Origin of the sequence: Streptomyces macrosporus (assembly GCF_039533145.1) — a bacterium.
GTDB lineage: Bacteria > Actinomycetota > Actinomycetes > Streptomycetales > Streptomycetaceae > Streptomyces > Streptomyces macrosporus.
The window spans coordinates 258,299-272,029 of record NZ_BAAASZ010000027.1; the positions used below are offsets into that span (position 1 = coordinate 258,299).

A 13,731-nucleotide genomic window follows, 5' to 3' on the forward strand; every position below is an offset into this window, starting at 1 on the left:
CCCTCGGCCGTCGGGCCGGCGGGGCGCCGCGGCGCGGCGCGACGGTCTCCTCGGGGCTCCTCGTGGACCGTCAGACGCCGATGGGGTGCCAGACGGTCTTGGTCTCCAGGAACGCCAGCATCCGCTTCGTGCCGGGGTCGGCGGACCAGTCGGCGCCGTCGGCCGCCGGACGCAGCACCCGCTTGAGGTTCTCCGCGGCGGCGATCTCCAGCTCCTTGGCGGTCTCCGCGTCCGCGCCCGTCAGGTCGATCGCGTTGACGTCCTGGTGGGCGGCGAGCGGCGCGGCGATCTCGGCCGTCCGCCCGGAGAGGATGTTGACCACACCGCCCGGCAGGTCGGAGGTGGCCAGCACCTCGGCCAGGGAGAGCGCGGGGAGGGGCGCCCGCTCGCTCGCCACCACCACGGCGGTGTTGCCGGTGACGATCACCGGGGCGAGCACCGAGACCAGGCCCAGGAGGGACGACTCCCGCGGGGCCAGGACGGCGACCACACCGGTGGGTTCGGGGGTGGAGAGGTTGAAGTACGGGCCCGCGACCGGATTGGCGCCGCCCACCACCTGCGCCACCTTGTCCGACCAGCCCGCGTACCACACCCAGCGGTCCACGGCGGCGTCCACCTGGGCGGCGGCCTTCGCCTTCGACAGCCCCTCGGCGGCGGCGACCTCGGCGGTGAACTGGTCGCGTCGGCCCTCCAGCATCTCGGCGATCCGGTAGAGGATCTGGCCGCGGTTGTAGGCCGTCGCCCCGGACCAGCCGCCGAACGCCTTGCGGGCCGCGACCACCGCGTCCCGGGCGTCCTTGCGGGAGGCCAGCGGGGCGTTCGCCAACCGGTTGCCGCGCGTGTCGGTCACCTCGTACACCCGTCCGCTCTCGGACCGGGGGAACTTCCCCCCGACGAACAGCTTGTAGGTCTTGAGAACGCTCAGCCGCGTTCCGGCGGTGCTGTCAGACATCGAGGTACGCCTCCAGACCGTGACGGCCGCCCTCGCGACCGAAGCCCGACTCCTTGTAGCCGCCGAAGGGCGAGGTCGGGTCGAACTTGTTGAACGTGTTGGCCCACACGACGCCGGCCCGGAGCCTGTCGGCCATCGCCAGGATGCGCGAGCCCTTCTCCGTCCACACGCCCGCGGACAGGCCGTACTGCGAGTTGTTGGCCTTGGCCACGGCCTCGTCCGGGGTGCGGAAGGTCAGCACCGACAGCACGGGGCCGAAGATCTCCTCGCGGGCGATCCGGTGGGCCTGGGTGACGTTCGTGAAGACCGTCGGCGCGAACCACCAGCCGCGCTCGGGCAGTTCGCACGCCGGCGACCAGCGGACGGCGCCCTCGGACTCGCCGCTGTCGGCGAGTTCGGTGATGCGGGCGAGCTGCTCGGCGGAGTTGATCGCGCCGATGTCGGTGTTCTTGTCCAGCGGGTCGCCGACCCGCAGGGTCGCCAGCCGGCGCTTGAGCGCCTCCAGCAGCTCGTCGTGGATCGACTCCTGGACCAGCAGCCGGGAGCCCGCGCAGCAGACCTGCCCCTGGTTGAAGTAGATGCCGTTGACGATGCCCTCGACGGCCTGGTCGATCGGCGCGTCGTCGAAGACGATGTTGGCGCCCTTGCCGCCCAGCTCCAGGGTGAGCTTCTTGCGGGTGCCCGCGACCGTGCGGGCGATCTGCCGGCCGACGGCGGTGGAGCCGGTGAAGGCGACCTTGTCGACGCCCTCGTGCGCCACCAGCGCGGCGCCGGTGGAGCCGTCGCCGGTGAGGATGTTGACCACGCCCTTGGGCAGCCCGGCCTGGCGGCAGACGTCCGCGAAGAACAGGGCGGACAGCGGGGTGGTCTCGGCGGGCTTGAGGACGACGGTGTTGCCGCAGGCCAGCGCCGGGGCGACCTTCCAGGCCAGCATCAGCAGCGGGAAGTTCCACGGGATGACCTGGCCCGCCACGCCCAGCGGACGCGGGTCGGGGCCGAAGCCGGCGTGGGAGAGCTTGTCGGCCCAGCCCGCGTAGTAGAAGAAGTGCGCGGCGACCAGCGGCAGGTCGACGTCCCGGGTCTCGCGGATCGGCTTGCCGTTGTCCAGGGTCTCCAGCACGGCCAGCTCGCGCGAGCGCTCCTGGATGATCCGGGCGATCCGGAACAGGTACTTGGCGCGCTCGGCGCCGGGCAGCGCCGACCAGGGACCGAAGGCGCGACGGGCGGCGGCCACGGCCGCGTCCACGTCCTCGGCGCCCGCGTGGGCGACCTCCGACAGGACCTCCTCGGTGGACGGCGAGACCGTCTTGAAGACCCGGCCGTCGGCGGCCTCGCGGAACTCGCCGTCGACGAACAGGCCGTAGGAGGGCGCGATGTCCACCACGGCGCGGGACTCGGGCGCGGGTGCGTACTCGAAGATGGGGCTCATCGGATTCAGTCCACCGTCACGTAGTCGGGGCCGGAGTAGCGCCCGGTGGTCAGCTTCTGGCGCTGCATCAGCAGGTCGTTGAGGAGGCTGGAGGCACCGAAGCGGAACAGGTCGGGGTGCAGCCAGTCGTCGCCGAGGGTCTCGTTCACCATCACCAGGTACTTGATCGCGTCCTTGGTGGTGCGGATGCCGCCCGCGGGCTTGACGCCGACCCGGGGGCCGCCGGCGGCGCGGAAGTCGCGCACGGCCTCCAGCATCACCAGCGTGTTCGCCGGCGTGGCGTTGACCGCCACCTTGCCGGTGGAGGTCTTGATGAAGTCCGCCCCGGCGAGCATCGCCAGCCAGGAGGCGCGGCGGACGTTGTCGTACGTGGCCAGCTCGCCGTTCTCGAAGATCACCTTCAGGTGCGCGGCGTCGCCGCCCGGGCGGGCGCACGCCTCCTTCACGGCCCTGATCTCCTCGAAGACCTGCATGTAGCGGCCGGAGAGGAAGGCGCCGCGGTCGATCACCATGTCGATCTCGTCGGCTCCGGCGGCCACCGCCTCGCGGGTGTCGGCGAGCTTGACCGACAGGGCGGCGCGGCCGGCGGGGAAGGCGGTGGCGACGGAGGCGACGTGGACGTCCCGGCCGCCGAGGGCGGACAGCGTCTCCTTGGCGGTGGCCACCATGTCCGGGTAGACGCAGATCGCCGCGACCCTCGGGGCGGTGCGGTCGGTGGGGTCGGGGACGACGCCCTTGGCGCACAGGGCCCGCACCTTGCCCGGGGTGTCGGCGCCCTCCAGGGTCGTCAGGTCGACCATGGAGATGGCGAGGTCGATGGCGAACGCCTTCGCCGTGGTCTTGATCGAACGGGTGCCGAGCGCGGCGGCGCGGGCTTCGAGGCCGACCGCGTCGACCCCGGGCAGGCCGTGGAGGAAGCGGCGCAGCGCGGTGTCGGACGCGGTGGCGTCCGCGAGCGCGGAGAGCGACGCGGGGGGCGATGCGTCGGTCGTGGTGGGAGACGTGGCAGGCATGGTCACCAGAGGAGCATATCTACGCGCGTAGCGACATGTCACCCCCCTCCTCGCCCCGGCCGGGGCCCCGGCCCCCTGCGGGCCGCGGCCGGTCGAACGCGTTTCTGAGGGCATCGGGCAGAATCGGGGGCATGACGCGCGAGCAGCCCAGGTACGCCGACCACACCTACCGCTCCGGCTCGGGGATGCTGGGAGGCTCCCTGCTGCTGTTGCTGATCCTGGGGCTGACCGGCGAGGGAATCCTCAACGGCGAGGGCCGCATCCGGTGGCTCTCGCTGGCCTGGCTGGTGTTCCTCGTGCCGCTGGTCTTCGCCTTCTCCCTGCGGCCCGCGGTCTTCGCGGGGCGCGAGCGGCTGCGGGTGCGCAACCCGTTCCGCACGATCACGCTGCCGTGGGCGTCGGTGGAGGAGGTGCGGGCCGCGTACTCCAGCGAGGTCTTCGCCGGCGGCAGGAAGTACCAGATGTGGGCGATCCCGGTCTCGCTGCGCCAGCGCAAGAAGGCCCTGCGGAAGGGCGGCGGCCCGGTGGCCTCGCCGAACCTGGCCGCGCCCGGCGCCGCGTTCACCGCGGGCGCCGCGGGCGGGGCCCACCAGGCCCAGGCCGACCAGGCGGTCGAGGAGATCCGCACCCTGGCCGAACGCCACGCCGCCGAGGAGGCGGCGCAGGGCGCCCCGACCGTCCGCTGGGCCTACGAGGTCCTGGCGCCCCTGGCGGTCGGCGGGATCGCCCTGCTCTACCTGCTGTTCCTGGCCTGAGGTCCGGGCCCGGCCGCGGCGGTCAGATGCCCGCCGCGGCGGCGAGGTCCGCCCTGAGCGCGCCCAGGAGCCAGTCCGCCGTGGTGCGGGCCGTGGAGAGGTCCGAGGCGTCCGCGACGGGGACGACCACCTCCAGGTAGCACTTCAGCTTCGGCTCCGTGCCGCTGGGGCGGACGACGACCCGGGCCCCGGAGATCCCCCGCCGGGGGTCGCCGGCCAGGTGGTAGCGGAGCGCGTCGGTCGGCGGGAGGGCGCCGCTGCCCCGGCTCAGGTCCTCGGCGGAGGTCACGGTCAGACCGGCCAGCACGACCGGCGGCGTCGCGCGCAGCCGGCGCATCGCCGCCTCGATCAGCGACAGGTCCGCCACCCGCACCGAGAGCTGGTCGGTGGCGTGCAGCCCGTAGCGGGCCGCGATGTCGTCCAGCAGCTCGGTCAGGGTGCGGCCGGACTCCTTCAGCTCCGCGGCCAGCTCGGCGACGAGCAGCGCGGCCGTGATGCCGTCCTTGTCCCGGACGCCCTCGGGGTCGACGCAGTAGCCCAGCGCCTCCTCGTAGGCGTAGCGCAGGCCGTCCACGCCGGCCAGCCACTTGAAGCCGGTCAGCGTCTCGGCGTACGGCAGGCCCGCCTCGGCCGCGATCTTCGACAGCAGCGAGGAGGAGACGATCGTGGTGGCGAAGGCGCCCCGCGCCCGCTTGTGCACCAGATGGGTGGCGAGCAGCGCCCCCACCTCGTCGCCGCGCAGCATCCGCCAGCCCGTGTCGGTGCCGGGGTCGGGCACCGCCACCGCGCAGCGGTCGGCGTCGGGGTCGTTGGCGATGATCAGGTCGACGCCCTCCGCCTGGTGGGCGCGGGCGGTGGCGAAGGCCAGGTCCATCGCCCCGGGCTCCTCGGGGTTGGGGAAGGCCACGGTCGGGAAGTCGGGGTCGGGCTCGGCCTGCTCGGCCACGGGCACGGGGGCGGGGAAGCCCGCGCGTTCGAAGGCGGCGGCCAGCGTGGCGCCGCCGACCCCGTGCAGGGCGGTGTGGACGATCCGCACGTTCCGGGGGGAGCGCGGGGTGAGCACCGTGACCGCCCGGTCCAGGTAGTCCTCGACGATCTCCTCGCCCAGGACGTCCCAGCCCGACTCGGCGCGCGGGACGTCGGCGAGCGAGCCGACGGAGGCGATCTCGTCGGCGATCTCGGCGTCGGCGGGCGGCACGATCTGGGAGCCCCCGCCCAGGTAGACCTTGTAGCCGTTGTCGCGGGGCGGGTTGTGGCTCGCGGTGACGGTGACGCCCGCGACGGCGCCCAGCCGACGGATGGCGAAGGCCAGCACGGGGGTGGGCAGGGGCCGGGGCAGCAGGGCCGCCCGGAGCCCGGCGCCGACCATCACCGCGGCGGTGTCGCGCGCGAAGTCGGCGCTCTTGTGGCGGGCGTCGTACCCGATGACGACCAGGCCGCCGCCGTGTCCGTGCTTGCGGAGGTGGGCCGCGAGCCCGGCGGCGGCCCGGATGACGACGACGCGGTTCATCCGCATCGGCCCCGCGCCCAGTTCCCCGCGGAGCCCGGCGGTGCCGAACCGGAGGGTGCCGGCGAAGCGGGCGGCCAGTTCGTCCAGGTCGCCGGAGTCGACCAGCCCGGCCAGTTCCTCCCGGGTCTCCGGGTCCGGGTCCTCGGCCAGCCAGGACCGCGCCCGGGCGGTCAGTTCCTCGTGCACGGTTGCCACGGTTCTCTCCGCTCCTACGTGTCGCCTCACGGGCGGCGGCGGACGCCTGCCCGTGCTTCGCTGCCGCTCCCCGCGCCGGGCGGGCGCGGGGATCTGTCACCCACGAGTACCCGGGGACGCCTCCGAATGCCGCCCGGCGGTCCGTCGTCCGTGGCGGGGCCGGGCCTCCGGGGCGCGCGCCGGGTCAGATGCGCCCGAGGACCTTCGCCAGGAGCGCGCCCATCCGGACGGCCGAGTCGCGGCCCGCCCGGAGGACCTCCTCGTGGTTCAGCGGTTCGCCCGTCATGCCCGCGGCCAGGTTGGTGACCAGGGAGATGCCCAGCACCTCCGCGCCCGCCTCGCGGGCGGCGATGGCCTCCAGGACCGTGGACATGCCGACCAGGTCCCCGCCGATCGCCCGGACCATGCCGATCTCGGCGGGCGTCTCGTAGTGGGGGCCGGGGAACTGGACGTAGACGCCCTCCTCCAGGGTGGCGTCCACCTCCTGGCACAGCGCGCGCAGCCGCGGCGAGTACAGGTCGGTCAGGTCGACGAAGTTGGCGCCGACGATCGGCGAGACGCCGGTCAGGTTGATGTGGTCGCGGATGAGCACCGGCTGGCCGGGGCGCATCCCCGGGCGCAGGCCGCCGCAGCCGTTGGTGAGCACGATGGTCTTGCAGCCCGCGGCGACGGCGGAGCGGACCCCGTGGACGACGGGGGCGACACCACGGCCCTCGTACAGGTGCGTACGGCCGAGGAAGACCAGCGCCCGCTTGTCGCCCAGGCGGTGCGAGCGGATCCTCCCCGCGTGCCCCTCGACGGCCGGGGGCGGGAAGCCGGGCAGGTCGGTGACCGGGAACTCGTGCTCCGGCTCGCCGAGCGCGTCGGCGGCCGGCACCCAGCCCGACCCCATGACCAGGGCGACGTCGTGGCTCTGCGCGCCGGTCAGTTCGCGCAGGCGGGCCGCTGCGGCGTCGGCGGCGGCGTACGGGTCGCCTGAGTAGTCCGTGGTGGCAGATGCGTTCACGCGGATGAGGGTAACCGGTAATTGCCTACGCGCGTAGACGGGTGGCGTGGGAGCGCTTCTTTCCGGACGGCCGGAACTGTTTTCCGGATGGCGGAACCGGCGGGCGCGGCCGGCCGGCGGTCCGGCCGGTCCCCGGTCAGCAGGGGCGCTTGCGCAGCTCCATCACGTAGTCGTGGGGGGCGCCCGCGGACTCCGCCGCGTCGGCGATCTCCCCCAGGTAGCGGGCCGAGGGCAGCCCGCCCTCGTACCCGTTCAGCACGTAGCACCACGCCGCCTCGTCGCCGTCCAGGGTGTGCACCCGCACCCGGACGCGGCGGTAGACGCCCATGCCGACGCCCTCCCAGCGGTCCAGGGAGTCCTCGTCCATGGGCGCGATGTCGTACAGCGCGACGAAGACCGTCGAGACCGGGTCCTCCACCAGGGTCGCCAGCGCCCCGTCCCAGCCCATCTGCTCGCCGCCGAAGGTGAGCCGCCACCCGCTGAGCCATCCGGTGCCGCGCAGCGGGGAGTGCGGGGCGCGGCGGGACATCAGCCGGGCGTCGAGGTTTCCGGCGTAGGCGGCGTAGAGCGACATGGGACGAAGGGTAGCGCCGGCCGCGGCCGGCTCCCGGGGAAGGCGGCCGAACCGGTCCGGCGGGTGGTGTCCGATGGACGGACGGCCCGTGCGAGACTGGAGGACGTGACTCGGATCGTGATCATCGGTGGTGGACCGGGCGGATACGAGGCGGCGCTGGTGGCCGCTCAGCTCGGTGCGGACGTGACCGTCGTCGACCGGGACGGTCTGGGCGGGGCCTCGGTGCTGACCGACTGCGTGCCCTCCAAGACGCTCATCGCCACGGCCGAGGTGATGACGAACTTCGACTCCTCCTACGAGGAGCTCGGCATCATCGTCGAGGACGGCACCCCCGATCCGGATCGGCCCGCCCGGGTCGTCGGCGTGGACCTGGGCAAGGTCAACCGGCGCGTCAAGCGCCTGGCGCTCGCCCAGTCGCACGACATCACCGCCGCCGTCACCCGCGCCGGCGCCCGCGTGCTGCGCGGTCGCGGCCGGCTGGAGCCGCAGCAGGAGCCGGACGGCTCGCGCCACGTCGTGGTGGAGAAGGCGGACGGCGGCGAGGAAAGGCTGACCGCCGACGCCGTGCTCATCGCCACCGGCGGCCACCCGCGCGAACTCCCCGACGCCAGGCCGGACGGCGAGCGCATCCTGAACTGGACCCAGGTGTACGACCTGGAGGAGCAGCCCGAGGAGCTGATCGTGGTCGGCTCCGGCGTCACCGGCGCCGAGTTCGCGGGCGCCTACCAGGCGCTCGGCTCCCGTGTGACGCTCGTCTCCTCCCGCGACCGCGTGCTGCCGGGCGAGGACCCGGACGCGGCGGCCGTGCTGGAGGACGTCTTCCGCCGCCGCGGCATGAACGTGATGTCCCGCTCCCGGGCCGCCTCGGCCAAGCGCGTGGGGGACCGGGTGGAGGTCACCCTCTCGGACGGCCGGGTCATCACCGGCAGCCACTGCCTGATGGCCGTCGGGGCGGTGCCCAACACCGCGGGCATCGGCCTGGAGGAGGCCGGCGTCAAACTGAAGGAGTCCGGTCACATCTGGACCGACCGGGTCTCCCGTACGACCGCTCCGGGCATCTACGCGGCCGGAGACTGCACGGGAGTCTTCGCGCTCGCCTCGGTCGCGGCCATGCAGGGCCGGATCGCGATGTACCACTTCCTGGGCGAGACGGTGGCGCCGCTGAACCTCAAGACGGTCTCGGCGAACGTCTTCACCGACCCGGAGATCGCCACCGTCGGCTACTCGCAGGCCGACGTGGACGGCGGCCGGATCGACGCCCGGGCCGTCAAGCTGCCGCTGCTGCGCAACGCGCGCGCCAAGATGCAGGGCATCCGGGACGGTTTCGTGAAGCTGTTCTGCCGCCCCGGCACGGGCATCGTGGTCGGCGGCGTGGTCGTGGCGCCGCGCGCCAGCGAGCTGATTCACCCGATCGCGATAGCGGTCGACAACAACCTGACGGTCGAACAGATCGCGAACACCTTCACCGTCTATCCGTCCCTGTCGGGTTCGATCGCCGAGGTGGCGCGGCAGCTCCAGACGCGGAAGAGCGCCGAGGGGAGCTGACCGGCGGTCCGGTTCCGCCGGAGCGGTCGCATATACCACGACGGGGACGTGCGTACGAACAACTTCCGTTATTCAGCGGAAACAGCTGAAAGCAGATGGTCGTCCGCGTTACTGTCGGTTTCGTGTTCGCTGCAGAACGTCGCCAACTGATCCTCGAAATGGTGCGCGCCAACGGAGCCGTCTCGCTCCGGGAACTGGCACGCGTCGTCCAGACCTCCGAAGTGACCGTACGGCGCGATGTCCGGGCGCTGGAGGCCGAAGGACTGCTCGACCGCCGTCACGGAGGTGCGGTGCTGCCCGGTGGCTTCACGCGGGAGTCCGGCTTCCCCCAGAAGGCCCACCTGGCGACCGCGGAGAAGACGGCCATCGCCGACGTGGCCGCCGGTCTCGTCGAGGAGGGCGAGGCCATCGTCGTCGGCGCCGGGACGACCACCCAGGAGCTGGCGCGGCGCCTCGCGCGCGTCCCCGGCCTGACGGTGGTCACCAACTCCCTGCTGGTGGCGCAGGCGCTGGCGCACGCCAACCGCGTCGAGGTGGTGATGACCGGCGGCACGCTGCGCGGCTCCAACTACGCGTTGGTGGGCAGCGGCGCCGAGCAGTCCCTCCAGGGGCTGCGGGTCTCGCGCGCCTTCCTGTCCGGCAGCGGGCTGACGGCCGAGCGGGGGCTGTCCACCTCCAACATGCTCTCGGCGAGCGTGGACCGTGCGCTGGTCCAGGCGGCGGCGGAGGTCGTCGTCCTCGCGGACCACACCAAGCTGGGCGTCGACACGATGTTCCAGACGGTGCCCCCGGACCTCATCACCCGTCTGGTGACCGACGAGCCGCCGGCACAGGAGGAGCGGGCGGCGGCCGAACTCCAGGCCCTGGCGGACCAGGGCGTCCAGGTCACGGTGGCGGGCACGGGGCACGGCACGCCACCCGGTCCGGGCGGCCCGGAGAGCGAGAGCGCCCCGTCGGCGGGTCCGGGCGCTCCGGTGCGGCAGCCCCGTCGGGAGGTGCCGCTGCCGGGACAGCGCGGACGGCACCCGCAGGGCGGCGGGAGCGGCGCGCAGTTGCGCGCGGCCCCCCTGAGCGCGCCGGGCGAGGGCCAGCCGCCGGGCCGGATCGCGGACCTGGCCCCCAGACGCCACTGACCGCGCCGCGCGGGCGCGGACGGCCGCGGAGAGGCGGAGGGGCGGGGAGGCGGCGGACGAGGGAGCGGGGGGAGAAGACGGAGAAGGGGCGGGACGGCACTCGGCCGTCCCGCCCCGAGGCGTTCTCCCGCCGGGGTGTCAGTCCTTGATCTCGCAGATCGGGGCGCCGGAGCTGATGGACGCGCCGATCTCGGCGGTCAGGCCCTTGACGGTGCCGGAGCGGTGGGCGTTGATGGGCTGCTCCATCTTCATCGCCTCCAGGACGACGATCAGATCGCCCTCCTTGACCTCCTGCCCCTCCTCGACGGCCACCTTGACGATGGTGCCCTGCATCGGGGAGGCCAGGGTGTCGCCGGTGACGGCCGGACCGGACTTCTTGGCCGCGCGCCGCTTGGGGCGGGCGCCGCCGGCCGCGGCGGTGCGGGCCAGGGTCATGCCCAGCGAGGCGGGCAGGGAGACCTCCAGCCGCTTGCCGCCGACCTCGACCACCACGGTCTCCCGGCCGGGCTCGTCCTCCTCGGTCTCCGTGCCGGCGGGACCCGCGAACGGCGTGATGTCGTTGACGAACTCGGTCTCGATCCACCGGGTGTGGACGTTGAACGGCTCCTCGGGCCGGCCGTTGACCTCCGGGGCGAAGGCCGGGTCGCGGACCACCTTGCGGTGGAAGGGCAGGGCGGTGGCCATGCCCTCGACGGTGAACTCGTCCAGGGCGCGGGCGGCGCGCTGGAGGGCCTGCTGCCGGGTGGCGCCGGTGACGATCAGCTTGGCCAGCAGCGAGTCCCAGGCGGGGCCGATCACGGAGCCGGACTCCACGCCCGCGTCCAGGCGCACGCCCGGACCCGCCGGCGGGGCGAACGTCGTCACCGTGCCCGGAGCCGGGAGGAAGTTGCGGCCCGGGTCCTCGCCGTTGATGCGGAACTCGAAGGAGTGACCGCGCAGCGGCGGGTCGTCGTAGCCCAGCTCCTCGCCGTCGGCGATGCGGAACATCTCGCGCACCAGGTCGATGCCGGAGACCTCCTCGGTCACCGGGTGCTCCACCTGGAGGCGGGTGTTGACCTCCAGGAAGGAGATCGTGCCGTCCTGGCCGACCAGGAACTCGCAGGTGCCGGCGCCCACGTAGCCGGCCTCCTTCAGGATGGCCTTGGACGCGCGGTACAACTCGGCGTTCTGCTCCTCCGTCAGGAACGGCGCGGGGGCCTCCTCCACCAGCTTCTGGTGACGCCGCTGGAGGGAGCAGTCGCGGGTGGAGACCACCACGACGTTGCCGTGCTTGTCGGCCAGGCACTGGGTCTCCACGTGCCGGGGCCGGTCCAGGTACCGCTCGACGAAGCACTCGCCGCGGCCGAAGGCGGCCACCGCCTCGCGGACGGCCGACTCGTACAGTTCGGGGATCTCCTCCAGGGTGCGGGCGACCTTCAGGCCGCGTCCGCCACCGCCGAAGGCGGCCTTGATGGCGATGGGCAGGCCGTGCTCCTTCGCGAAGGCCACGACCTCGTCGGCCCCGGAGACCGGGTCCGGGGTGCCGGCCACCAGCGGGGCGCCGGCGCGCTGGGCGATGTGCCGGGCGGCCACCTTGTCGCCCAGGTCGCGGATCGCCTGCGGCGGCGGGCCGATCCAGATCAGCCCGGCGTCGATGACGGCCTGGGCGAATTCGGCGTTCTCCGACAGGAAGCCGTAACCCGGGTGGACGGCGTCCGCGCCGGAGTCGGCGGCGGCCTTGAGGACCTTGGCGATGTCCAGGTAGCTGGTGGCGGGAGTGTCACCGCCCAGGGCGAAAGCCTCGTCCGCCACCCTCACGTGCAGCGCGTCTCGGTCCGGATCGGCATAGACGGCGACACTCGCGATCCCGGCGTCCCGACAGGCACGGGCGACGCGGACAGCGATTTCACCGCGATTGGCGATGAGCACCTTGCGCACGATGACTCCCTCCTTGAAACAAGGTGAGTTTAGGTATCGGCGACATCGCACGCCGAGTCGCCCTGGGGGGTGAGCTTGCCCACACGGAACGTGATCCCCGGCGCTCGACCGGGGCTCGGTTCCTTGCGAGTACACGTTACGCCGGGTTTCCCCGTCCGTCGGGGGATCTCCGATGTGGCCAAGGTTACTGTCCGAGGCTTCGGCGAGGGGCGTGATTCCTTTGTGGAGTCCCTACGAACGATGGGGTGATTCTTTGCTCGGGCGCGGGGGTGTCCCCCTGCATTACCCGTTAGTAGCGTGCGCGCTGTCGCAAGCGACGTGCCGTTACGAGCACGCCGTCCACGGATGACGAGGGGGCGGGACGCCATGGTGCGCAGACGACCGGTGGCCCTGACGACGGCCGTGGTGCTCGGTCTGGAGGCCGTCGGCGTCGGAGTGTTGCACTGGGTCCTCGGCGTCATGGTGGACCGTCAGAAGATGTCCCTGGACGGGCTCGACCCGCACCTCATGGCCGTCTCGACGTGGATCGGCGGCGCGGTCTTCGGCGCCTACCTGCTGCTGTGCGGGTTCCTGCTGCTCCGCGCGGCCCTGACCGACCGGCCGCCGCGCCGCCTCGCCCGCATCCTGCTGATCAGCGCGGCCGTCGTGCACGGCGTGCTCGGCGCGGTCGCCGCCGCCCTGGTGAGTTGGGCGGCGTTCGCCACTCTGATGGTCGTGTTGGGGCTCATCGTGCTGGCCCTGGTCTCCTACGCCCCGGACCGTCCGCACGCCCCCGCCGGTGCCGAACCGCCGCTCAAGCCCACAACTCCGTGATTCCCACGCCCAGTTCGGCCAGCAGTCGGCGCAGCAGCGGCAGCGAGAGCCCGATGACGTTGCCGGGGTCGCCGTCGATGCCGTCGACGAAGGGCGCCGACCGGCCGTCGAGGGTGAAGGCGCCCGCGACGTGCAGCGGCTCCCCGCTGGCGACATAGGCGGCGATCTCCTCGTCGCTCGGCTCGCCGAAGCGGACGGTCGTGGCGGCGGTCGCGGAGACGCGGCGGCCCGTGGCCGTGTCGATCACGCAGTGCCCGGTGACCAGGACGCCCGCCCGTCCGCGCATGGCCTTCCAGCGGGCGATGGCCTCCTCGGCGTCCGCGGGCTTGCCCAGCGGCCGGCCGTCCAGCTCCAGCACCGAGTCGCAGCCGACGACGAGCGCGCCCGCGTCGGCCTCCCCGGTCTCTCCGGCTTCTCCCGACTCCCGCCGGGAGGCCCGTACGCGTTCCGCCACGGCCGCGGCCTTCGCCTCGGCCAGCCGCAGGGCCAGCTCCGATGGGGTCGGGGCGCTGATCGCGTCCTCGTCCACCCCGCTGACGATCACCTCGGGGGCGAGTCCGGCCTGGCGCAGCAGCCCGAGCCGGGCGGGGGACTGGGACGCGAGGACCAGCCGGCGCCCGGGGACGGGGCGGTCGGAGGGGATACCGGGAGCGGTGTCGTGGGCCATGCGGCCCATCCTAGGAAGAACGCCGACGGCGTTTCACGGCGGCGGTCACAGCAGCAGGAAGACCGCGATCATCGCGACGGCGAGCAGCCAACCGGCGCGGCGGAGCCCGGCCTGGGCGGAGCGCAGCTCCTCGGGGGGTTCGTCGGCTGGGTCGGACCAGAGCATGGAACCGATCCTGCGGCAGCGGACGGCCCGGGCGCCTGAGTAGCCGTACTCATCCGC

The 13,731-nt window shown here is 73.4% G+C and carries 13 protein-coding genes; 4 read left to right on the top strand and 9 right to left on the bottom strand.

From position 1 onward, the window contains the following. Positions 1-70: 70 nt before the first annotated feature. From ABD335_RS20295 to deoC, 3 genes are read right to left on the bottom strand one after another with little or no spacing between them, the layout of a single operon-like run. Positions 71-952: an aldehyde dehydrogenase family protein gene (locus tag ABD335_RS20295; RefSeq protein WP_344325394.1), complete on the bottom strand. Its 882-nt coding sequence runs from the start codon at positions 950-952 to the stop codon at positions 71-73. Beyond that, entirely contained in the window at positions 945-2,381 is a 1,437-nt protein-coding gene (locus ABD335_RS20300) for an aldehyde dehydrogenase family protein (RefSeq protein WP_344325396.1), read from the bottom strand. The genes ABD335_RS20295 and ABD335_RS20300 overlap by 8 nt, the downstream gene beginning before the upstream one ends. A gap of 5 nt (positions 2,382-2,386) precedes the next feature. Continuing rightward, on the bottom strand, positions 2,387-3,394 hold the full coding sequence (deoC, locus tag ABD335_RS20305; RefSeq protein ID WP_344325399.1) for a deoxyribose-phosphate aldolase: 1,008 nt from the start codon (positions 3,392-3,394) through the stop codon (positions 2,387-2,389). Positions 3,395-3,525: 131 nt separating this feature from the next. On the opposite strand from deoC, the gene ABD335_RS20310 reads away from it, so the two are divergent. After that, positions 3,526-4,149, top strand: a complete 624-nt coding sequence (locus tag ABD335_RS20310) for a PH domain-containing protein (protein WP_344325402.1) — start codon at positions 3,526-3,528, stop codon at positions 4,147-4,149. Between the two features lie 22 nt (positions 4,150-4,171). Here ABD335_RS20310 and ABD335_RS20315 read toward each other — a convergent pair whose 3' ends face one another. The 3 genes from ABD335_RS20315 to ABD335_RS20325 all read right to left on the bottom strand — a co-directional run bounded on the left by ABD335_RS20315 (position 4,172) and on the right by ABD335_RS20325 (position 7,434). Beyond that, positions 4,172-5,854: a phospho-sugar mutase gene (locus tag ABD335_RS20315; protein WP_344325405.1), complete on the bottom strand. Its 1,683-nt coding sequence runs from the start codon at positions 5,852-5,854 to the stop codon at positions 4,172-4,174. Positions 5,855-6,038: 184 nt separating this feature from the next. After that, the gene (locus ABD335_RS20320) at positions 6,039-6,860 is read right to left on the bottom strand and encodes a purine-nucleoside phosphorylase (RefSeq protein WP_344325408.1); all 822 of its coding nucleotides are present in this window, start codon (positions 6,858-6,860) and stop codon (positions 6,039-6,041) included. A gap of 136 nt (positions 6,861-6,996) precedes the next feature. Beyond that, a complete protein-coding gene (locus ABD335_RS20325) occupies positions 6,997-7,434 on the bottom strand; it encodes a gamma-glutamylcyclotransferase family protein (protein ID WP_344325411.1) in 438 nt (145 codons plus the stop codon). Between the two features lie 96 nt (positions 7,435-7,530). Between ABD335_RS20325 and ABD335_RS20330 the strand changes: the two genes are divergently transcribed. After that, a complete protein-coding gene (locus tag ABD335_RS20330) occupies positions 7,531-8,979 on the top strand; it encodes an NAD(P)H-quinone dehydrogenase (protein ID WP_344325706.1) in 1,449 nt (482 codons plus the stop codon). Between the two features lie 122 nt (positions 8,980-9,101). After that, positions 9,102-10,112: a DeoR/GlpR family DNA-binding transcription regulator gene (locus tag ABD335_RS20335; protein ID WP_425583684.1), complete on the top strand. Its 1,011-nt coding sequence runs from the start codon at positions 9,102-9,104 to the stop codon at positions 10,110-10,112. A 138-nt stretch (positions 10,113-10,250) separates the two neighbouring features. On the opposite strand, the gene ABD335_RS20340 is transcribed toward ABD335_RS20335, so the two are convergent. Then, on the bottom strand, positions 10,251-12,029 hold the full coding sequence (locus ABD335_RS20340) for an acetyl/propionyl/methylcrotonyl-CoA carboxylase subunit alpha (protein WP_344325417.1): 1,779 nt from the start codon (positions 12,027-12,029) through the stop codon (positions 10,251-10,253). 366 nt (positions 12,030-12,395) lie between these two features. Here ABD335_RS20340 and ABD335_RS20345 point away from each other — a divergent pair, with 366 nt between their 5' ends. Then, positions 12,396-12,842 carry a hypothetical protein gene (locus tag ABD335_RS20345; protein ID WP_344325420.1) on the top strand — a complete coding sequence of 149 codons (447 nt, stop codon included), beginning with the start codon at positions 12,396-12,398 and terminating at the stop codon, positions 12,840-12,842. Here ABD335_RS20345 and ABD335_RS20350 read toward each other — a convergent pair. Then, positions 12,823-13,509, bottom strand: coding sequence for a Maf family protein (locus tag ABD335_RS20350; protein ID WP_344325423.1), 687 nt, complete (start codon positions 13,507-13,509; stop codon positions 12,823-12,825). The genes ABD335_RS20345 and ABD335_RS20350 overlap by 20 nt on opposite strands. Positions 13,510-13,554: 45 nt before the next feature. After that, entirely contained in the window at positions 13,555-13,674 is a 120-nt protein-coding gene (gene mmpB / locus ABD335_RS30870) for a morphogenic membrane protein MmpB (RefSeq protein WP_425583691.1), read from the bottom strand. Positions 13,675-13,731: the final 57 nt, after the last annotated feature.

Coding starts and splice junctions, on each gene's coding strand:
- ABD335_RS20295 (WP_344325394.1), bottom strand. CDS start 952: ATGTCTGACAGCACCGCCGGAACGCGGCTGAGCGTTCTCAAGACCTAC.
- ABD335_RS20300 (WP_344325396.1), bottom strand. CDS start 2,381: ATGAGCCCCATCTTCGAGTACGCACCCGCGCCCGAGTCCCGCGCCGTG.
- deoC (WP_344325399.1), bottom strand. CDS start 3,394: ATGCCTGCCACGTCTCCCACCACGACCGACGCATCGCCCCCCGCGTCG.
- ABD335_RS20310 (WP_344325402.1), top strand. CDS start 3,526: ATGACGCGCGAGCAGCCCAGGTACGCCGACCACACCTACCGCTCCGGC.
- ABD335_RS20325 (WP_344325411.1), bottom strand. CDS start 7,434: ATGTCGCTCTACGCCGCCTACGCCGGAAACCTCGACGCCCGGCTGATG.
- ABD335_RS20345 (WP_344325420.1), top strand. CDS start 12,396: ATGGTGCGCAGACGACCGGTGGCCCTGACGACGGCCGTGGTGCTCGGT.
- ABD335_RS20350 (WP_344325423.1), bottom strand. CDS start 13,509: ATGGCCCACGACACCGCTCCCGGTATCCCCTCCGACCGCCCCGTCCCC.
- mmpB (WP_425583691.1), bottom strand. CDS start 13,674: ATGCTCTGGTCCGACCCAGCCGACGAACCCCCCGAGGAGCTGCGCTCC.